Annotated in this window: 18 protein-coding genes; 10 read left to right on the top strand and 8 right to left on the bottom strand. The window is 68.3% G+C overall.

The window, feature by feature from the left end; translation table 11 throughout:
* Window positions 1–105 precede the first annotated feature (105 nt).
* From GGR25_RS01970 to GGR25_RS24885, 5 genes are all read left to right on the top strand, one after another.
* Window positions 106–1,140 (top strand): cysteine synthase A, encoded by a 1,035-nt coding sequence (locus GGR25_RS01970; RefSeq protein WP_183397044.1) that lies wholly within the window; start codon window positions 106–108, stop codon window positions 1,138–1,140.
* Between the two features lie 2 nt (window positions 1,141–1,142).
* Window positions 1,143–1,859: an alanyl-tRNA editing protein gene (locus GGR25_RS01965; protein WP_183397043.1), complete on the top strand. Its 717-nt coding sequence runs from the start codon at window positions 1,143–1,145 to the stop codon at window positions 1,857–1,859.
* A gap of 28 nt (window positions 1,860–1,887) precedes the next feature.
* Entirely contained in the window at window positions 1,888–2,751 is an 864-nt protein-coding gene (sseA, locus tag GGR25_RS01960) for a 3-mercaptopyruvate sulfurtransferase (protein ID WP_183397042.1), read from the top strand.
* Window positions 2,748–3,290 carry an MOSC domain-containing protein gene (locus tag GGR25_RS01955; protein ID WP_183397041.1) on the top strand — a complete coding sequence of 181 codons (543 nt, stop codon included), beginning with the start codon at window positions 2,748–2,750 and terminating at the stop codon, window positions 3,288–3,290. The genes sseA and GGR25_RS01955 overlap by 4 nt, the downstream gene beginning before the upstream one ends.
* A gap of 143 nt (window positions 3,291–3,433) precedes the next feature.
* Window positions 3,434–4,294: a hypothetical protein gene (locus GGR25_RS24885; protein WP_183397040.1), complete on the top strand. Its 861-nt coding sequence runs from the start codon at window positions 3,434–3,436 to the stop codon at window positions 4,292–4,294.
* A 10-nt stretch (window positions 4,295–4,304) separates the two neighbouring features.
* On the opposite strand, the gene GGR25_RS01945 is transcribed toward GGR25_RS24885, so the two are convergent.
* The 4 genes from GGR25_RS01945 to GGR25_RS01930 form a co-directional block, all read right to left on the bottom strand.
* Window positions 4,305–5,096, bottom strand: a complete 792-nt coding sequence (locus tag GGR25_RS01945) for an amino acid ABC transporter ATP-binding protein (RefSeq protein ID WP_183397039.1) — start codon at window positions 5,094–5,096, stop codon at window positions 4,305–4,307.
* A gap of 13 nt (window positions 5,097–5,109) precedes the next feature.
* Window positions 5,110–6,447 (bottom strand): amino acid ABC transporter permease, encoded by a 1,338-nt coding sequence (locus tag GGR25_RS01940; RefSeq protein WP_183397038.1) that lies wholly within the window; start codon window positions 6,445–6,447, stop codon window positions 5,110–5,112.
* A 9-nt stretch (window positions 6,448–6,456) separates the two neighbouring features.
* Window positions 6,457–7,674: an amino acid ABC transporter permease gene (locus tag GGR25_RS01935; RefSeq protein WP_183397037.1), complete on the bottom strand. Its 1,218-nt coding sequence runs from the start codon at window positions 7,672–7,674 to the stop codon at window positions 6,457–6,459.
* A 129-nt stretch (window positions 7,675–7,803) separates the two neighbouring features.
* Window positions 7,804–8,823, bottom strand: a complete 1,020-nt coding sequence (locus tag GGR25_RS01930; RefSeq protein WP_183397036.1) for an amino acid ABC transporter substrate-binding protein — start codon at window positions 8,821–8,823, stop codon at window positions 7,804–7,806.
* A 295-nt stretch (window positions 8,824–9,118) separates the two neighbouring features.
* On the opposite strand from GGR25_RS01930, the gene metC reads away from it, so the two are divergent.
* Entirely contained in the window at window positions 9,119–10,294 is a 1,176-nt protein-coding gene (gene metC, locus GGR25_RS01925) for a cystathionine beta-lyase (protein ID WP_183397035.1), read from the top strand.
* A 3-nt stretch (window positions 10,295–10,297) separates the two neighbouring features.
* On the opposite strand, the gene GGR25_RS01920 is transcribed toward metC, so the two are convergent.
* The 4 genes from GGR25_RS01920 to GGR25_RS01905 are packed head-to-tail and all read right to left on the bottom strand — an operon-like array spanning window position 10,298 to window position 14,027.
* Entirely contained in the window at window positions 10,298–10,627 is a 330-nt protein-coding gene (locus tag GGR25_RS01920; protein ID WP_183397034.1) for a lipid-A-disaccharide synthase N-terminal domain-containing protein, read from the bottom strand.
* Window positions 10,620–11,375, bottom strand: coding sequence for a glycosyltransferase family 2 protein (locus GGR25_RS01915; RefSeq protein WP_183397033.1), 756 nt, complete (start codon window positions 11,373–11,375; stop codon window positions 10,620–10,622). Before GGR25_RS01915 ends, GGR25_RS01920 begins: the two co-directional genes overlap by 8 nt.
* Window positions 11,368–12,309: a phosphatase PAP2 family protein gene (locus tag GGR25_RS24975; RefSeq protein ID WP_183397032.1), complete on the bottom strand. Its 942-nt coding sequence runs from the start codon at window positions 12,307–12,309 to the stop codon at window positions 11,368–11,370. Before GGR25_RS24975 ends, GGR25_RS01915 begins: the two co-directional genes overlap by 8 nt.
* The gene (locus GGR25_RS01905; RefSeq protein ID WP_183397031.1) at window positions 12,306–14,027 is read right to left on the bottom strand and encodes a glycosyltransferase family 39 protein; all 1,722 of its coding nucleotides are present in this window, start codon (window positions 14,025–14,027) and stop codon (window positions 12,306–12,308) included. Before GGR25_RS01905 ends, GGR25_RS24975 begins: the two co-directional genes overlap by 4 nt.
* A 140-nt stretch (window positions 14,028–14,167) precedes the next feature.
* On the opposite strand from GGR25_RS01905, the gene GGR25_RS01900 reads away from it, so the two are divergent.
* From GGR25_RS01900 to rfaD, 4 genes are read left to right on the top strand one after another with little or no spacing between them, the layout of a single operon-like run.
* Window positions 14,168–16,921, top strand: a complete 2,754-nt coding sequence (locus GGR25_RS01900) for a DUF2339 domain-containing protein (RefSeq protein WP_183397030.1) — start codon at window positions 14,168–14,170, stop codon at window positions 16,919–16,921.
* Between the two features lie 60 nt (window positions 16,922–16,981).
* The gene (locus GGR25_RS01895; protein WP_183397029.1) at window positions 16,982–17,206 is read left to right on the top strand and encodes a hypothetical protein; all 225 of its coding nucleotides are present in this window, start codon (window positions 16,982–16,984) and stop codon (window positions 17,204–17,206) included.
* Window positions 17,207–17,262: 56 nt separating this feature from the next.
* Window positions 17,263–18,318, top strand: coding sequence for a lipopolysaccharide heptosyltransferase II (gene waaF / locus GGR25_RS01890; RefSeq protein ID WP_183397028.1), 1,056 nt, complete (start codon window positions 17,263–17,265; stop codon window positions 18,316–18,318).
* 25 nt (window positions 18,319–18,343) lie between these two features.
* Window positions 18,344–19,348 carry an ADP-glyceromanno-heptose 6-epimerase gene (gene rfaD, locus GGR25_RS01885; protein ID WP_183397027.1) on the top strand — a complete coding sequence of 335 codons (1,005 nt, stop codon included), beginning with the start codon at window positions 18,344–18,346 and terminating at the stop codon, window positions 19,346–19,348.
* Window positions 19,349–19,381 lie beyond the last annotated feature (33 nt).

Here is a 19,381-nt window from a genome sequence, read left to right as displayed (position 1 = left end):
GATTTCCGATTGGGCCGCTTCGCCGATACGTCGGTGCTTTGCCGCGCCCGATCGGTTGCAGCAGTTTGCTCGGATCATCTCCTCCTTCCCGGGCGAGCCGTTCCCATGACCATCCTTCCCTCCGTTGTCGACGCCATCGGCAACACGCCGCTGATCCGCCTACGCCGCGCCTCGGAGCGCACGGGCTGCGAAATCCTCGGCAAGGCGGAGTTCATGAATCCCGGCCAGTCGGTCAAGGATCGCGCCGCGCTCTTCATCATTCGCGACGCCATCGCGCGCGGGACGCTGCGGCCCGGCGGCACCATCGTCGAGGGCACGGCTGGCAATACGGGCATCGGCCTTGCGCTCGTCGCGAGCGCGCTCGGCTTCCGCACCGTCATCGTCATTCCAGATACGCAGTCGCAGGAAAAGAAGGATGCGCTCCGCCTCGGCGGCGCCACGCTGGTCGAGGTGCCGGCCGTGCCGTACCGCGACCCGAACAATTATGTGAAGCTCTCCGGCCGTCTCGCCGAGCAACTGGCCCTCACCGAGCCGAGCGGCGCGATCTGGGCCAACCAGTTCGACAATATCGCCAACCGGCAGGCGCATATCGAGACCACCGGTCCCGAGATCTGGGCGCAGACGGGCGGCCGGATCGACGGCTTCGTCGCCTCGGTCGGCTCCGGCGGCACGCTGGCCGGTATCGGCATCGCGCTGAAGGAGCGCAGCAAGGACGTCGCCATCGCGCTCGCCGACCCCTTCGGCGCCGCGCTCTACAGCTATTATACGAGCGGCGAGCTCAAGGCCGAGGGCAGCTCGATCACCGAGGGCATCGGCCAGGGCCGGATCACGGCGAACCTCGAAGGCGCGCCGGTCGATGCCGCGTTCCAGATCCCGGATTCCGAGGCGCTCGACATCGTGTTCGACCTCGCCGAGCATGAGGGCATGGTGCTCGGCGGCTCGTCGGGCATCAACATCGCCGGCGCGATCCGCCTCGCCGAGAAGCTCGGCCCCGGCCATACGATCGTGACGATCCTCTGCGATTATGGCTCGCGCTATCAGTCGAAGCTTTTCAATCCGGCGTTCCTGCGCGAGAAAGGACTTCCAGTTCCGGCCTGGCTGGAGCGCAAGGCCGAACTCTCAGTTCCATACGAGACCTGATCATGACCGAAACCGCCCTCCTCTTCCGCGACGATCCCTATCTTTCGGCCGCGGATGCGAGGGTGGTGGCGGTGACCGAGACGGGCGGCATCGTGCTCGACCGCACGGTGTTCTACGCAACCGGCGGCGGCCAGCCGGGCGATACCGGCTTCCTGGAGCGCGCCGACGGCTCGACGATTCCGATCGCGACCGCGATCTATGGCACCGACAAATCGCAGATCGTGCATGTGCCCGCCGATGGCGCGGCCGTGCCCGAGGTGGGCGAAGCCCTCGTCGCGCATATCGACTGGCCGACGCGGCACCGCCATATGCGCATCCATACCGGCCTGCACCTCTTGACCGTTGCCGTGCCCTTTCCCGTGACGGGCGGGCGCATCGGCGCCGAGGAAGGCCATCTCGATTTCGACATCGACGGCGCCGTGCCGTCCAAGGAGGAGATCGACGCGCAGCTCAACGCACTGGTCACCGCCGATCACGCCGTCTCGACGGAGTGGATCACCGACGACGAGCTCCTCGCCAATCCCGGCCTCGTCAAGACGATGAGCGTCAAGCCGCCCATGGGCAGCGGCCGTGTCCGCCTCGTGCGGATCGGCGATATCGATTTGCAGCCCTGCGGCGGCATGCATGTGCAATCGACAGCCGAGATCGGCGCGCTCGCCGTGGCCAAGATCGAGAACAAGGGCAAGCAGAACCGGCGCATCCGCATCCGCTTCGCCTGAACCGCCCGATTTCATCCGGACAGGAATCATGACCGCACACCCGGAACGCCTCGTGTCGACGGAGTGGCTGGCCGATCGCCTCGGCGATCCGTCGATCGCCATTGTCGACGCCTCCTGGTACCTCCCGGCGCAGGCGCGCGACGCGATCGCCGAATATCGTGCCGGCCACATTCCCGGCGCCGTCTTCTTCGACATCGACCGCATCGCGGACCTCTCGACCGGCCTGCCGCATATGCTGCCGGACGAGGCGACCTTCGCCCGCGAAGCGGGGGCGCTCGGCATCTCCGACGAACAGACGATCGTCGTCTATGACGGCGCAGGCCTGTTCTCCGCGGCGCGCGCCTGGTGGACGTTCCGCACCTTCGGCGCGCGCTCCGTCGTCGTTCTCGATGGCGGCTTGCCGAAGTGGCGGGCCGAGGGCCGTCCGCTCGAGGCCGGCACGCCGAGCCCGGCACCGAAGACGTTCCATGCCCGGCTCGACCGGGATGCCGTGCGGAACGCCGATCAGGTGCTGGCGCTGACAGCCTCGGCCGAGGCGCAGATCGTCGATGCCCGCGCCGGCGAGCGCTTTCGCGGCGAGGCGCCGGAACCGCGCGCGGGCCTCCGCTCCGGCCATATTCCGGGAAGCTTCAACCTGCCGATCGCCGAGGTGATCCGCGACGGCCGCCTGAAGTCGCCCGAGGAGATCCGCGCCGCCTTTGCGGCGGCTGGCGTCGATCCGGCGCAGCCCGTCGTCACCAGCTGCGGCTCGGGCGTCACGGCGGCCGTGCTCACCCTGGCGCTCGATGTCGCCGGCGGCAAGCCGGTCGGCCTCTATGACGGCTCCTGGGCCGAATGGGGCGGGCGCGCCGAGTTGCCGATCGCCACCGGCCCGGCCGGCGCAGGCAAATGACCGTGCGGGTCGTCTCCGTCAGCGCCAGCCCGTCGCACGCCTTCAGCAAGGCAGTCCGCGACGAGATCAGGCTGATCGCCGGCCTCGGCGTCGAGGGCGATGCGCATATGGGCGTGCATGTGAAGCACCGCTCGCGGGTCGCCGTCGATCCGACGCAGCCCAATCTGCGCCAGGTCCATCTGGTCGCAGCGGAGTTGCTGGAGGAGCTGCGCGCCGGCGGCTTCCACGTCAGCGCCGGCTCGATCGGCGAGAATGTGACGACAGAGGGCATCGACCTGATCCACCTGCCGCAGGGAACCTGCCTGCATCTCGGCGACGTCGCCGTCGTCCAGGTGACGGGCCTGCGCAATCCCTGCGTCCAGCTCGACGCCTTCCAGAAGGGGCTGACGGCCGCCGTGCTCGATCGCGATGCGGAGGGCCGGCTCGTTCGCAAGGCCGGCATCATGGGCATCGTGGTGCAGGGCGGCCCCGTTCGCGCCGGCGACCCGATCCGGATCTCGCTTCCGCCGCCGCCACATCGCTCCCTGGAGCGGGTGTAGACCCAGCCGAGATCCCGCCGCCCCGGCCGTTCAGGCGCGGTTCAGCCGCGCCCTGCTCTCATGCCCACAGGCTCGCCGCATTTGCGCGCCATCTGCATGCGCAGCGGCTTCTCCCGGCATGGCTGTCGCCGAAAGGATCTCGAATGACCCGTCTGCCCGCGCTCCTCGCCTCGGCCGCGCTGACTCTGGCCGCGCTCGCCATGACGCCGAGCTTCATGACGCCGGCATTCGGGCAGGCGGATCCGGCCACGGCGTCCTCGCAATCGGCGGAGGCGCGGCTCGAGGCATCGCGGAAGGCGCTGGAGGCCGCGCAGGCGTCGCTGCAGCAGGCCGAGGACACGGGCGGCGATATCCGCAGCGCGCGGAAATCCGTCGCCAATGCGATGAAGTCGCTGCGCGCCGCCGAACAGGCGGCCAATGCCCCGCCGCCGGCATCCAACGCGACCCAGCAGGCGGAGACGCCGGCCGCGCCCGCCGCAGCGGCAGCACCCGCAACGCCTCCCGCAGCCACCGCACAGGCTCCGGCGCCCGCCGTCGTCCCGGCAGCCCCGGCCGTCGACGGGCCGAAGCCCTATGTCCCGCCCAAGGTCGCCACGAAGCCCGCGCCCGCGCCCGGCGGCAAGGACGCGGCCGCGGCGCCGCCGGGCGTGGCTCAGCCGCCGAAGAGGGCTGCGGAACCGCCCGCCGCGACCGCGCAGGCAGCGCCCATCGCCCCCGCACCGCCAAAGCGCGCGGCGCCGCAGCGTGACCCGATGGCGCCGATCGTCGTGAAGCGCGGCCGCTATATCGAAACGACGCGCCGCCATCGCGACGGCTCGATGACCATCGACATCACCAATCGCCGGGGCACGCTGATCCGGCGCATCGAGGTCGATCGCGCCGGCAATGAGGTGGTGGTGATCGACCAGGAGCGGGTCGGCCGCCGCGGAGTGCCGGAATGGGGCGAGCCCATCTACGACGACCCCCGCCGCGTCCCGCCGCCGCCCGGCTATGACGGCTACTGAGCGGTAAGGCTCACGAGAGGATCTGGCTCAGGAACAGCTTGGTCCGCTCGTGCTGCGGGTTCTCGAAGAAGCTCACCGGATCGTTCTGCTCGACGATCTGGCCGCCATCCATGAACACGACGCGATCCGCAACCTGGCGCGCGAAGCCCATTTCATGCGTGACGCAGATCATGGTCATGCCTTCCATGGCGAGGCCGACCATGACGTCGAGCACTTCCTTGATCATCTCCGGATCGAGTGCCGAGGTCGGCTCGTCGAACAGCATGACGCGCGGGTTCATGCACAGCGAGCGGGCGATGGCGACGCGCTGCTGCTGACCGCCCGAGAGCTGGCCGGGATATTTCGCCGCCTGCTCGGGAATCTTGACGCGCTTCAGATAGTGCATCGCGACGTCCTCGGCCTCGCGCTTCGGCATCTTGCGCACATGGATCGGCGCCAGCGTGCAGTTCTCGAGGATGGTCAGATGCGGGAACAGGTTGAAGTGCTGGAACACCATGCCGACCTCGCGCCGGACGACGTCGATGCGGCGCAGATCATTGGTCAGCTCAGTGCCGTCGACGATGATCTTGCCGGTCTGGTGCTCTTCGAGCCGGTTGATGCAGCGGATCATGGTCGATTTGCCCGAACCCGACGGCCCGGCCACGACGATGCGCTCGCCCTTCATCACCTTGAGGTTGATGTCGCGCAGCACATGAAAATCGCCATACCATTTGTTGACGTCGATCAGCTCGACCGCGGTCTCGGTGGGCGACAGGGCCCTCGGCTTCGCGGCAGCTTCGACCGCAATGGCGACGTCTGACATAAGCACGTTCTCCCTAGCGCCTCCGGCCGCGGTTGAGCCGCCGCTCGGTATAGGCAGCGTAGCGCGACATTGCGAAACAGAAAGCCCAAAATACGGTGGCGGCGAAGACATATCCTGTCACGCCGGTGACCGGCGACGCCCATTTCGCGTCATTGGCGGAGGCCTGGATCTGGCCGAGGAAATCGAACAGACCGATGATCGAGACCAGCGTCGTATCCTTGAACAGCGAGATGAACGAGCCGACGATGCCGGGAATGACGAGGCGCAGCGCCTGCGGCAGCACGATGAGGCGCATGCGCTGCCAATAGCCGAGGCCGACCGCCATGCCGGCCTCATACTGGCCGCGGGGGATCGCCTGCAGGCCGCCGCGGATCGTCTCCGCCATATAGGCCGCGTTGAACAGCGCGACGCCGATCAGCGCGCGCAGCAGCTTGTCGAAGGTCACCCCGTCGGGGAGGAAGAGCGGCAGCATCACGGAGGCCATGAACAGCACCGTGATCAGCGGCACGCCCCGCCAGACCTCGATGAAGATCACCGAGGCGAGACGGATGATCGGCATGGACGAGCGCCGCCCAAGCGCCAGCAGCACGCCGAGCGGCAGCGACGCCACCATGCCCGTGACCGCGACGACGAGCGTCACCAGAAGGCCGCCCCAGTTCGACGTTTCGACCGGCTCGAGCCCGAAATCGGCGGCCACCACCAGCAACAGCAGCCCGATGGCGCCGAGCACGATGCCGGCGGCGCGTCCCGATCCGGCCACGGGGTGCCCGGCGATCCGCGCCAGCAGGCCGACGACCAGCAGAAGCACCATCGCGACCAGCGCATATTCCGCGAAGAAGCGCAGCGGCGATGGCGCCACGATCCACGCCGGCAGCCATCCGCCCCGGAAGCCGATATGGCCGCCCGTCAGCAGGACGAAGGCGATCAGCGGATAGGCGAAGAGCAGGAAGGCGGCATTGAGCCGTTTCAGCGGCGCCCGCGGGATCAGCATCGGCACGAGGGCGAGCGCCAGCAGGGCATAGACGATATCGACGCGCCAGCGCTGGTCGATCGGATAGCGGCCATAGATGAATTGCGGCAGATAGGCCTTCACATAGGCCCAGCAGGCGCCCGTCGCCTTGGCGCAGACCGCCCGATCCTCGCCCGACCAGACCGCGTCGATGATGGTGAAGCGCACCAGCGGCGTCAGCGCCCAGACGATGAAGGCCGCGGCGACGAGCGTGAGGATGCTGTTGGGCAGGCTCGAGAACAGGTTCGCGCGCGCCCAGCCGATGACGCCGACGGAGGTCCGCGGCGGGCGGCGCGACTCGATGAAGCTGCCCCGGACAAACGCGGAAGAGGTCGTGCTCATGGCCCCTCCCTACCGCTCGACCAGCGCGACGCGCCGGTTCCAGTAATTCATCACCATCGACGTCAGCAGGCTGAGGCCGAGATAGAACAGCATCCAGATGCTGACCATTTCCACCGCCTGGCCGGTCTGGTTGAGCACCGTGCCGCCGACCGAGACGAGATCGGGATAGGCCACAGCGACGGCCAGCGACGAATTCTTCGTCAGGTTGAGATATTGGTTGGTGAGCGGCGGGATGATCACCCGCAGCGCCTGCGGAATCACGACGAAACGCAGGGTTTGGCCCGGCTTGAGGCCGAGCGAGGCCGCCGCCTCGCTCTGGCCGTGGCTGACCGCCTCGATACCAGCGCGGACGACCTCGGCGATATAGGCGGCGGTATAGATCGACAGCGCCAGCACCAGCCCGACGAATTCCGGAATGATGGTCATGCCGGTCCCGCTCTGGAACCCGCGCCGGAGGATCGGTCCGGTCTCGTTGAAGACGGGCACGTCGAACGTGATCGGACGCCCGGCGATGAAGAAGACGAGGATCGGCAGGCCGACGATGAGCGCGGCGGAAATCCAGCCGACCGGCGGTTTCCGGCCGGTCCGGTCGAGCCGCCCCTTGCCCCAATGCGCCACGAAAACCGAGATCGCGATGGCGACGGGAATGGCCGCCAGGATGAAGATCGAGCCGTCGCCGAATGCGAGGCGGGGAACGTGCAGCCCGGCGATGTTCAGATGGAACACGCCGAGGAAGGTCCATTTCTCGCGCATGCCGGGCACGGCACGGAGCACCGCGAAATACCAAAAGAACAGCTGCAGCAGCAGCGGGATGTTGCGGATGATCTCGACATAGGCCGTCGCGATCTTCGCGATCAGCCAGTTGCGCGAGAGGCGCGCTATGCCGACGAGAAAGCCGAGCGCGGTGGCGACCACGATGCCGAGGCCGGCCACGAGCAGCGTGTTGAGCAGGCCGACGAGCACGGCGCGGCCGTAGCTCGACGTCTCGGCATAGTCGATCAGCGTCTGGACGATGCCGAAGCCGGCCGTCCTGTTGAGGAAGCCATAGCCGGCGGCGATGTTCGCGCGCTGGAGGTTGCGCGCCGTGTTGTCGATCACGTCCCAGACGAACCAGGCCAGGACGGCGACGAACACGAGCTGAACAATGACGCCGCGAAACGTCGGATTGTTGATGACGGCGAGCACGCCCCTCGGGGAAGAGGTGCCGCCGGATGGACCGGATGCCATGTCCCCTCATCGTCCGGCGCAGAGCCGGCCAGTCTGCAGCTTTATCGTTCGGGCAGGACCTCTATCGGGCCCTTCTCGCCCATGCGGGCCGCCGCCGGCCCAAGCCGGCGGCGCTGCGTCGTCGAGCCTCTAGCGGATCGGCGGCGCGTACTGGATGCCGCCCTTCGACCAGAGATTATTGAGGCCGCGGGCGATGCCGAGCTTGGTCGACGGACCGACATTGGCGTCGAAGATCTCGCCGTAATTGCCGACCTGCTTGATGATGTTGTAGGCCCAGTCATTGGTCAGGCCGACGCCGGTGCCGAAATCGCCCTCCGTGCCGAGCAGGCGCTTGATCTCGGGATTGTCGGAGGTCTTCTTCTCGTCGACATTCGCCTTGGTGATGCCGAGCTCCTCGGCGTCGAGCAGCGCGAACAGCGTCCACTTCACGACATTGAACCACTTGTCGTCGCCCTGGCGCACTGCCGGGCCGAGCGGCTCCTTGGAGATGATCTCGGGCAGGATCATGTGGTCGTCGGGATTGGTCAGCTTGAGGCGCTCGGCATAGAGGCCGGAGGCATCGGTCGTATAGGCGTCGCAGCGGCCGGCCTCATAAGCCTGCAGCACTTCCTCGTTCTTCTCGAACGCGACGACCTCGTAGGGCATGTTGTGCGAGCGGAAATAATCCGCCAGATTGAGTTCCGTCGTCGTGCCGGTCTGCGCGCAGACCTTGGCGCCGGACAGCTCAAGCGCCGATGAGACGCCGAGCGACTTGCGCACCATGAAGCCCTGGCCGTCATAATAGGTGACGCCGACGAACATCAGGCCGAGCGACGTGTCGCGCGACATGGTCCAGGTCGTATTGCGCGAGAGCAGATCGATCTCGCCGGACTGCAGCGCCGTGAAACGCTCCTTGGCGTTCAGGGGCGTGTACTTCACCTTGGTCGGGTCACCGAAGATCGCCGAGGCGACGGCGCGGCAGAAATCGACGTCGAGCCCGCTCCAGACGCCCTTTTCGTCGGGGACGCCGAAGCCGATCAGGCTCGGGTTGACACCGCACTGCACAAATCCTTTGGCCTTCACGTCTTCGAGCGTTCCCGCCGAAGCAAAGGAAAGGCCGGCCAATGCAAGTGTAATTCCAGTGACAGCCGAAACGATCGTCCGCCGCATGTTATCCCCTCTTTCCGTTATAGTATTCGAACAGAAGCAGCACATCTCTGCGCCGCCATCGAATAAAATACCCCGCCAGGCCCGTTAACGAGAATTCCGGTGGAACTTCCGTGACCTTCGGGCCGCTTATTCGTTTTGATCTTTGGCGCGCCGTTGCATACAAGACAGACGATCGCGACGTTTGACGAACGTATCACAGGCTATTATGGGACCTCGGTCAAGAGGCGCAAAGCCTGCCGGCCCCGCCGCGACGCACAATCGGGGCGTGCCGGACCAGCCCGCATCGGATGCCAGCATGCATGACCATGACGACGCCGCGAACTTGAAGCCGGCGACACGCCTCATCCGTAGCGGACGCAACCCCGAGCTTACAGGCCCCTTCGTCAACCCGCCCGTCGTGCATGCATCGACCGTCCTGTTCGAGGATGTCGCGGCGATGCGCCCCGGCGGCCAGCGCTATGTCTATGGCCGCCGCGGCACCCCGACGAGCGAAGCGCTCGAAGATGCGCTCGCCGATCTCGAGGGCGCCGCAGGCGTCGTGCTCTGCCCATCGGGTCTCTCGGCCGTCGCGACGGCGCTGATGTCGGTCCTGTCGGCGGGCGACCATCTGCTCGTCGCCGACAATGTCTATGGACCGGGCCGGCACGCCGCGACCGGCGTGCTCGCGCGCTTCGGCGTCGAAGCGACCTTCTTTGATCCGATGGATCTCGATGCGCTGCCGGGCCTCTTCACGGAGCGCACGCGCGCCGTCTATGTCGAGAGCCCCGGTTCGCTCACCTTCGAGATGACCGACATCCCGCACGTCGTCGCCATCGCGCATGCGCGCGGCGCCAAGGTCGTCGCCGACAATACCTGGGCGACGCCCCTGCTCTATCGCCCGCTCGATGCCGGCGTCGACCTTGCCGTGGTCGCCGGGACGAAATATCTCGCCGGCCATTCCGACGTCATGATCGGGACCGTTGCGGCCAATGCCGAAACCTGGGCCGCGCTGCATGCGACGCATGAGGAACTCGGCCTCTGCGTCGGCCCGGACGACATCTATCTGACGCTGCGCGGGCTCAGAACCATGGCCGTGCGCCTGCCGCGCCATGAGGAGACGGCTCTCAAGCTCGCGCGCCACCTCGAGGCGCGGCCCGAGGTCGAGCGCGTGCTCTATCCGGCGCTGCCGGAGGATCCCGGCCACGCGCTCTGGCGGCGCGACATGAGCGGCGCGAGCGGGCTGTTCGGCGTCGTGATGCGCGGCTGGAGCGCCGCACGCACCACGGCCTTCCTCAACGCGCTGCGCCTGTTCGGCCTTGGCTATTCCTGGGGCGGCTTCGAGAGCCTCGCCATTCCGGCAGGCCTGCAGCGCAGCGTCATGGCCCCGCCGCCGCCCGCCGCGCTCATCCGCCTGCATGCGGGCCTCGAGGACGCCGAAGACCTGATCGCCGATCTGGACCAGGCCTTTACGGTCGCCGCGGCGACGGTCTGAGGATCAGTCCGCCGAGCGGTGCTGGCGCCGCTCGTTGACGATGAACCAGACATTGCGGAAATAGATGAAAAGTCCCGCCGCCTGGCCGGCGATGAACACCGGATCCTTGCGCTTGATCGCATAGATCAGCAGCAGCGTGCCGCCGAGGATCGAGAAGGTCCAGAACGAGGCCGGCACGACCGAGCGCCGCGCCCGCTCGCTCGCCAGCCACTGGACAAGGAAGCGCATGGTGAACAGCGCCTGCGCGACGAAGCCCAGCAGCACCCACAGGTCGAACTGCTGGACGAAGACCGCGTGAAACCAGTCGCCGATATGAGCGATCCAGTCAGCCATCGATGCGAACCTCCGTCGCGTTCGGAATGCGCTTGCGACGCTTGAGCAGCCACCACACGCCGATCAGGTCCAGCGCGCCGACGAGCGCGCGGTCCCAGATGCCGTATTTCGATGCGCCGTGCCGCCGGTTGCGGTCGACGACATCGAGATGCGTGACGCCGTAGCCCTCGCGGATCGCGAGCGCCGGCAGGTAGCGATGCCACCCGTCGAAATAGGGGAAGAGCAGGAAGACCTCGCGCCGGATGGCCTTGAGGCCGCAGCCGGAATCGCGCGTGCCATCCTTGAGGATCGCGCCGCGCAGCCGGTTGGCCATGCGCGAGGCGAGCCGCTTGGCGCCGGAATCCGTCCGCTTCAGGCGCTGCCCGGCAGCGAGCGCGACCCGCGCGCCGCCGGCCTGGAGCTTGTCGATGAGTGCCGGCATGAAGGCGGGATCGTTCTGCCCGTCGCCGTCGGTCGTCACGACGATGTCGTTGCGCGCATGCAGCAGCCCCGTGCGCACCGCCGCGCTCTGGCCGCAGGATGCCGCATGACGGACCATGCGCAGCCACGTGCGATCGTTCATCAGCGCGGCGACCGCGGCGCCCGTGCCGTCATCGGAGCCGTCGTCGACGACGATGATCTCGAAATCGCGTCCCGACAGCGCCGCCTCGATCTCGGCGATCAGCTCGCCCAGATTCTCCGCTTCGTTCTTGCAGGGGATCACGACCGAGACCGAGCCGCGCCGATCATTCGCGCTGGCGTCACTCATCGTTCGCGCGATTCCGGTCGAATTTGGATTCGGCACTCGCAGCAGCTCCGATCGGCTTCAGCTCCGGAAGCCAGACCGGACGCCCGATCAGGGCGTCGGCCAATCCGGCCAGGACAATCGTCGCGCGCCCGGGGCGGGAGAACCCGCGCCGGAGGCCCGCGACGCGGGCCCTTATAATGCCGGCCGGGTCCAGCGAAAAGGCCCAGCCGTAACGGGCGAAGCGATAGGCGAGCCAGATGCTGAAGGTGTAGCCGACCAGAAGCCCCGCCAGAATGTCGGACGGGTAGTGCGCGCCCACGACGACGCGGCTCGCCGCGATGGCAAGACCGAAGAGCAGAAGGCCGAGCCGCCAGCGCCGCAGCACGAGAAAGCCGAATGCGATCAACGCGCCGCCGGTGGCCGAATGGCCCGACGGAAAGCTCTGGAAATCATAGACGAAGCGGAACGGCTCGAGCGTGAACGGCCCGAACAGTTCGAACGTCATTGGCCGGCCGCGGCCGATGAACTGCTTGACGATGTTGACGAAGATACCGGCTCCGCCGATCGAGGCGAACAGGAAGAAGGCGAAGGCGCCGAACTGCGCCCAGAAGACGCGGACCATCGGCGGCACGATGTTCCAGCAGCCCGCGAGCAGGATCAGCACGAGGATTCCGGCCGGAAAGAGCTCCCACTGCGACTTGCCCATCTCCGAGATGAAGCCGAAGAAGCCGTCGACCACGCCCGGTACGGTCCGCGAGCGCTCCACGGCGACGCGGTCGAAGGCGAGGCCGACCAGCAGCACCACCACGCCGAGAAAGGCCGCGAGGAAGAGCAGCTCCGACCGGGACGGGCCCGAGCGCACCATCTGCCGCGCCTTCACGCGATGGCAGCGCGCGACGATCGAATCGATGTTGCGCCTGTATCGCGCGATCAGACCCCGCGCCGGCTCCCTCACGGCGCCTTGCCCTTCGAGACGAAGACGCGGATGTCGAGCTTGCGGCCGCCATTGATGTTGTAGCCGGAGACGAGCGCCTTCTGCTCGACGACAAGGCCGAGATCATCGGCGCGGCCATTGAAGGTCGCGAGCTGCCGCCCCTCGATGAAGGCGGCGCCGCAGGGCGCGGTGGCGAGGAAATTCGCGGCGCGCTCGCCATCGCCGAGCAGCGTGTCGGTTCCGGCGACCAGTACCAGGCTCGGCTCGTCGAAGCCCGCGCTGGCGAATTTGGGATCGGGACAGGCTGCAGCGGCGCGGCCGGCCTCAACGAGGCGCTCGCTGATGCGCGTCGCCTGCAGGGACGGCAAGGCCGCGCCAAACGCGCCCCAATAGGCCACCATAGCGGTAAGCCCCGCGAAGACGAGACTCGCCACCACCGAATGCGCGAAGAGCCGCCACGCGACGAAGCCGATCGCTATGGCGGCGGCGAGGAGCGCTAGCGCCAGCAGCAACGGCGGCTCGTGCAGCAGGATCGGCACCACGATCGCCGCGACCAGCAGCATCACCGGCAGCACGACAGGCCCGGTGGCGAAGAAGCGCGTGACCCAGCCGGGCTTGCGGTTGTTGATGCCGCCCGCCTCGATCGCGTCGATCGTCGCGATGACGAGGAGTGGCAGCAGTGGCAGGATGTAATGCGGCAGCTTGGTCGGAACCGCCTCGATCGCCAGCCAATAGGGCACCACGCTCGCCGCCGCATAGAGCACGAGCGGCTGGCGCAGGCGATCCATCACCGAGGAGAAGCCCATGGCCAGGAAAGCCGCGACGGGCCACACGGTGAAGAAGAACGAGACGAGATAGGCGCCGGGCGGCGCGCCATGCGTTTCCTGCGCGCTCGCGACCTTCTGGAACAGATCCTTGCCGAGCGCCTCCGAATAGAACGCGCCGCCGCTCGCAATGCCGATGGCGATGAACCAGGGCAGCACGATGAGCAGCGTCAACACGAGACCGCTGACTGGCATCAGGCTGCGGAACCAGCTGAACGAGCCGCGCGCCAGCGACAGCACGATCAGCGGGCACAGGATCGCCGCGGGCCCGACCGGTCCCTTGATCAGGATCGCCGCGCCGATCGCCGCCCAGAAGATGAGCGCGAGGCCGATCCGCCGCCGTGTCGTGTCGGCGAGCCAGGCTCGCGCCAGCGCGCCATGCGCCGCCGTCACGGTGGCGAGCAAGGTCATGTCGGTCTTGGCGAGACGGGCCTCGACGCCCATCAACACCGTCGTCGCGATCATGGTGCCGGCGAGCAGCGCAAGGCGCGGCCGGCCGAAGGCCATGGCGAGCCACCAGGTCAACAGCGCCGCGGCGATCGCGCTCGCGAGCGAGGGCAGCCGATAGACCCAGATCGGCGGATTGGGCGCCGTTCCGGTCAGCCAGACCGCGGCCGACTGCAGCCAGTAGATGCCGATCGGCTTCTTGTAGCGCGCCTCCTGCTGGAAGCGGATGTCGAAATAATTGCCCGTCTCGACCATCTGGTGCGTCGCCTGCGCGAAGCGCGGCTCGTCGCGGTCCACGGGCGGCAGCGTCGAGAATCCCGGCAGGTAGCAGAGCAGCGCGACGAGGACGATGACGGCAAGGCTCGCCGCGCGGGATCGGGCGATCCCGTCGACCAGCGCTTCGATGGTCGAGGCAAGGCGGCCCAGGAAGCCGCCATCTCCAACCGCAATTGCCTCGCTGCTGCTCACGCCACTGCCCATCGTCGAAACAAGCGCCCCGCAGGCTGCGGGATACAGGGAAGGCGGGCCGACGGCAACTGCGACGAATGCCGCCTGCACCGGCGATGTCGATCACAGTCTCGGCACCGGCACCATGCTACAAGGCCGGCATGGACGGACTTATTGCGCTCGGCATCCTCGCTCTCGTCGCCCTCCCGGTCATGACCGTGGCGGCGTTCATCATGGTCATCGGCGCCCGGCGCCGTATCGCGGCGCTCGAAGGGCGCATCGTGGCGCTGGAATCACAGCCTCGCCCCCGCGACACGATCATTGTCCAGTCGACGCCGTTCCCGGAGGCCCATGAGGGGCCGGTCCTGCCCGAAGATCGCGGCGCCGAGCCTGAACCGGTGCCTCCGCCGCCGCCCGCGCCCGAGGAAGACGAGCAACTCCTGCCGGAGCCCCCGCCCCTGCCCGAGCTGCCGCCGATTCCCGGACCGCCGCATATTCCCAGCCCGCAGCGTCCGCGCGAAAGCCTGGAGCAGCGGCTCGGCACGCGCTGGGCTGTCTGGGTCGGCGGATTGGCGCTGGCGCTCGGCGCCATCTTCCTCGTGCGCTATTCGATCGATGCCGGCTGGATCGGGCCGGAGGTGCGCATCGCCTTCGGCGCGCTGTTCTCGCTGGCGCTGCTCGCCGGTGGCGAATGGCTGCGCCGCTCGGAGCGGGTCACCGCTTTCTCCGCCATCCCATCCGCCAATATTCCCGGCATCGTCACGGCCGCCGGCACGGTCGGCCTGTTCGCGACCGCCTATGCCGCCTATGCGCTCTATGGCCTGATCGGGCCCACGGCGGCCTTCGCGCTGATGGCCGTGATCGGCCTCGGCACGATGGCGGCGGCTGCCGTGCATGGCCCGTGGCTCTCGGGGCTCGGCCTCATCGGTGCCTTCGTCGCGCCGGTCCTGGTCGCGTCGAGCGAACCCAACCTGCCGATGCTGATGGTCTATCTCGTCTTCGTGACGGCGACCGCCTATGGCCTGGCGCGGCTGCGCCGCTGGCGCTGGCTCGCCATCGCCGCGTCGCTCGCCGCGATCGCCTGGGGCCTGGTGATGCTCCTCGCCGGTGGCAGCGCCTATGCCGATGGCGTCTATGCCCTCGCCCTTCTGGCGCTGGCGGCGCTGTTCCTCGTCGTCGACGTGCACCGTGCGGCGGATGAGACCATGATCGACCGCCTCGCCGGCAGCTGTCTCGCCGGCCTCGCCGTTCTCTTCGCGGCCGGCGCCACGGCGCATGGTTTCGATCCTGCCAGCCTCGGCTCCGCGCTGGCGGCGGGCGCGCTGCTGCTCGTCATTGCCTGGCGCTATGACGCGGTCGCTACCGCGTCCACCATCGCGGCCGGCCTCGCCGTCGCCCTGCTCTATCTCTGGCCGGCGCAACAGGCCGCCGCGCTCGAACCACGCACCTATATCGCCGATGCGATGACGGCCTATTTCCCGCTGCCGCAGACGATCACCAATTTCGCACTGGTCGCCGCGGCTGCTGCCGCCGCGATCCTCGGCCTCGGCGTCGCCAAGCTGGAGGGCGCCCGCAGCACGGTGACCGCGGCACGGCCGATCCATGCCGGAACCGCGGCGCTCGCGCCGCTCCTGATCCTCGTCGTCGCCTATCTGCGCATCACCGGCTTCGTGTCCAATATCGGCTTCGCCGCCATCGCCCTCGCGCTCGCCGCCATCTTCGCGGTGCTCACGGAACGTTTCGCGGCGCGTGAGGCGGCGGGAGAAAGCGACGCGACGCTGCCGACGGGGATCTTCGCGGCGGCCGGCGTCGGTGCGCTGGCGCTGGCGCTGACCATGGCGCTCGAAGGCGGGATGCTGACGACGGCCTTCGCGCTGGCGAGCCTCGGCGCCGCCTGGGTGCAGCTCCGCCGGCCGATCCCCGCGCTGCGCTATGCGGTCGGCGTGCTGGCCCTGCTCGTCCTCGCCCGCGTCGCCTGGGACCCCTATATTTTCGGCACGCGCTCCGGGCCGGGCGTCTATCTCTCGGTGCTGCTCGGCTACGGCATCCCCGCCGCAGCCTTCGCGGCCGCATCGGTGCTGCTGCGGCGCGTTCAGACGGATCGCGCGGCTTACGGCGCCGAAGCGCTCGCCGTGATCATGGCGGCCTTGCTGGTGATCTTCGAGATCCGGGCGGTCGTCTTCGCCGGCGATCTGACGCGCGCAGAGACGGCCCTGAGCGAACAGGGCCTCAACACGGCCGCCGCCTTCGCCTTTGCGCTCGGCCTCTCGCGTCTGTCGCGCCTCCGCCAGAGCCCCGTCTTCTCGGCGGGCGCCGTCGTCGCGCGCATCGCCGGCCTCGCCATCGCCGTCTTCGCGCTCGGCTTCGCGGTCAACCCGATCGTCACCGGGGTTCCGGTGCGCGGTGGGCCTGTCTTCAACGAGATCTTCCTCGCCTATGCGCTGCCCGCGATCCTCGCGGCGCTCGTTGCGATCCAGCCGGTGCCGGCCGGCGATTCCCTCCGCCGCGGCCTGCGCATGGCGACGGGCGTCATCGCCTTCGCGCTGGCCTTCGCGGCGATCTCGCTGGAGATCCGCTTCCTGTTCGCGGTCAATCCGGACCTCTCCGCCGATGTGATCGGCTCGGCCGAATCCTATACCTACTCGGCCGCCTGGCTCGTCTTCGGCCTCGCCTTGCTGCTCGCCGGGCTGCTGTTCGACTGGAAGGCCGCCCGCATCGCCTCGGCCGGACTGATCCTGCTGACCGTGCTCAAGGTCTTCCTGCTCGACATGGCGAACCTCGAGGGCGTCTGGCGCGCGCTGTCCTTCATGGGTCTCGGCATCGTGCTGATCGGCATCGGCCTGCTCTATCAGCGCCTCCTCTTCGGGCGACCGGCGGCTCCGCCGCCGCTGAACGCACCGGGCGAGGAAGGCTGAAAGGCGAGGAACCTCACCTCCGTTCGACCGTTGGCCTTTCGAACCGGAAAGGACCAGACCATGTCGAACACACCGAAGCCCGGCGACCCGATGCCGCCGATGCACGATCCGCAGCCGCAGCCGGCGCCGCCCATGCCGGCTCCGGATATTCCGCCGCAGACGCCGGAAGAGCTGCCGCAGAACGAGCCTCAGGAACTGCCGGCGACCGATCCGAAGGGCGGACCGCCACAGCCGCCCGGCCCCGACATCGAGCCCTCGGAGCCGCATCGCCCGCTCCGCGCATAAGGCGAGCGCCGGGGACGAGCCTTGACGCACGCAGCGGCTGCGGCCATGACGTGGCCATGCGTGCGCCGGACCTCACCTCGCCGATCCTCATCGTTGGTCCCTCCTGGGTCGGCGATATGGTCATGGCGTCGAGCCTCGTGGCCGTCCTCCGCCAGCGCTATCCGAACCGCCCGATCGATATGCTCGCGCCGCCCTCGGCCCTGCCGATCGCGACGCTGATCGAGGGCGTGCGCGACGCCATCCCATCCGAGTTCGGCCATGGCGAACTCGGCCTTACCGGCCGCTGGAAGCTCGGCCGGAGCCTCCGCCCCAAGGGCTATGGCACCGCCATCATCCTGCCGCGCGCCTTCAAGGCCGCCGTCGCGCCCTTCGCGGCCGGCATTCCCGAGCGCATCGGCTATGCCGCCGAGGGCCGGAGCATCCTTCTGACCCGCCCACGCCGTGACAGCGAGCGCAAGACCGCGCGCACCATCGACCGCTTCGTCGCCCTCGGACGCGATGACGGCGCGATCTCCTCGGCCGAACGCTCGCCGCGCCCCCTTTTGAATGCGCCACCCATTGCGGCCGCCGCGATCGAGCAGAAGCTCGGCCTCGTCACGGGCCGCCCGGTTGTCTCGCTGGCGCCCGGCGCCGAATATGGCCCGGCCAAGCGCTGGCCGGCCGCGAAATTTGCAGCGCTTGCGAGGCTCGCCAGCGACGCCGGCTTCGGCGTGCGCCTCTTCGGCGGCCCCAAGGATCGCGACATCACGGCGGAGATCGCGGCGAAGGCCGGCGTGCCGGTCGAGGATCTCGCCGGCCGCACCAGCCTCATCGAGGCGGCAGCGCTTCTGGCCGCTTCCGATGTCGTCGTCAGCAATGATTCGGGCCTCATGCATGTCGCCGGCGCGCTCGATCGGCCGCTGGTCGTGCTCTATGGCTCGAGTTCGGAAAAGATGACGCCGCCGACCGCGCCGCTCGCGGAAGTCGTCTCGCTCGATCTTTCCTGCCGCCCCTGCTTCCAGCGGACCTGCCCGCTCGGTACGCTCGCCTGCTTCGAAGGCATCGCACCCGATACCGTGTTCGCAGCCATGCAGCGCGTGCTCGCGGCAGGACACCCCGTGGCCCACGCCTGAACCGACAGAGAACGCCGAGGAATTCATGACGATAAGCGGCAGATCGGGCCGAGACACGATCCTGGTGACCGGCGGCGCCGGCTTCATCGGGTCCAATATCGCCGCGGCGCTCGCCGATGATGGCTGGCGCGTGGTCGTCTCGGACTGGTTCGGCACGGGCGCAAAGTGGAAGAACCTCGCGCCGACACTGCTCGATGACATCCTGCGGCCCGAGGACGTCGGGGACTGGCTCGGCACCCATCACCGCCGCGTCGAGGCGATCGTGCATATGGGCGCGATCTCGGCGACCACAGAGGCCGATGTCGACCTGATCGTCGCGCGCAACATCCGCACGACGCTGGACCTCTTCGCCTTCTGCGCCGAACACGACATCCGCTTCGTCTATGCCTCGTCGGCGGCGACCTATGGCGGCGGCGAGCATGGCTTCGTCGACGACCAGTCGCCGGAGCATCTCGCGCGCCTTCGCCCGCTCAACGCCTATGGCTGGAGCAAGCTGGTCGTCGACCGCCGCATCATCGACGATGCGAGGGCCGGCCGGCCGCTGCCGCCGCAATGGGCGGGCCTCAAGTTCTTCAACGTCTACGGCCCGAACGAGACGCACAAGGACGACATGCGCTCGGTCATCAACAAGGTCTTCCCGATCGCGGCCAGCGGCGAAACGGTGACGCTGTTCAAGTCGCATATCCCGGATTACGCCGATGGCGGCCAGCTCCGCGACTTCGTGCATGTCGCCGATTGCGTCGGCGTCGTGCGCTGGCTGCTGGCGAGCCCCTCCGTCAACGGCCTGTTCAATGTCGGCACCGGCAAGGCCCGCTCCTTCGCCGATCTCGCGAGCGCGGTCTTCCGCGCGCTCGGGAAGGAGCCGGCGATCCGCTATGTCGACATGCCGGAGAAGCTGCAGGGCTCGTACCAGTACTTCACCGAAGCCGACCTCTCGAAGCTGCGCGGGGCCGGCTACAACGCCGATTTCCTGTCGCTCGAGGACGGCGTCGCCCGCTACGTCGCCCATCTCGCGGCGGGCGGCGTCTGACCCCATCTTGACGGACGGCGCGGCGCGTGCACC

Source organism: Kaistia hirudinis, from assembly GCF_014196455.1.
GTDB classification, from domain to species: Bacteria; Pseudomonadota; Alphaproteobacteria; order Rhizobiales; family Kaistiaceae; genus Kaistia; species Kaistia hirudinis.
This window is presented reverse-complemented; position numbering and strand designations above follow the sequence as displayed.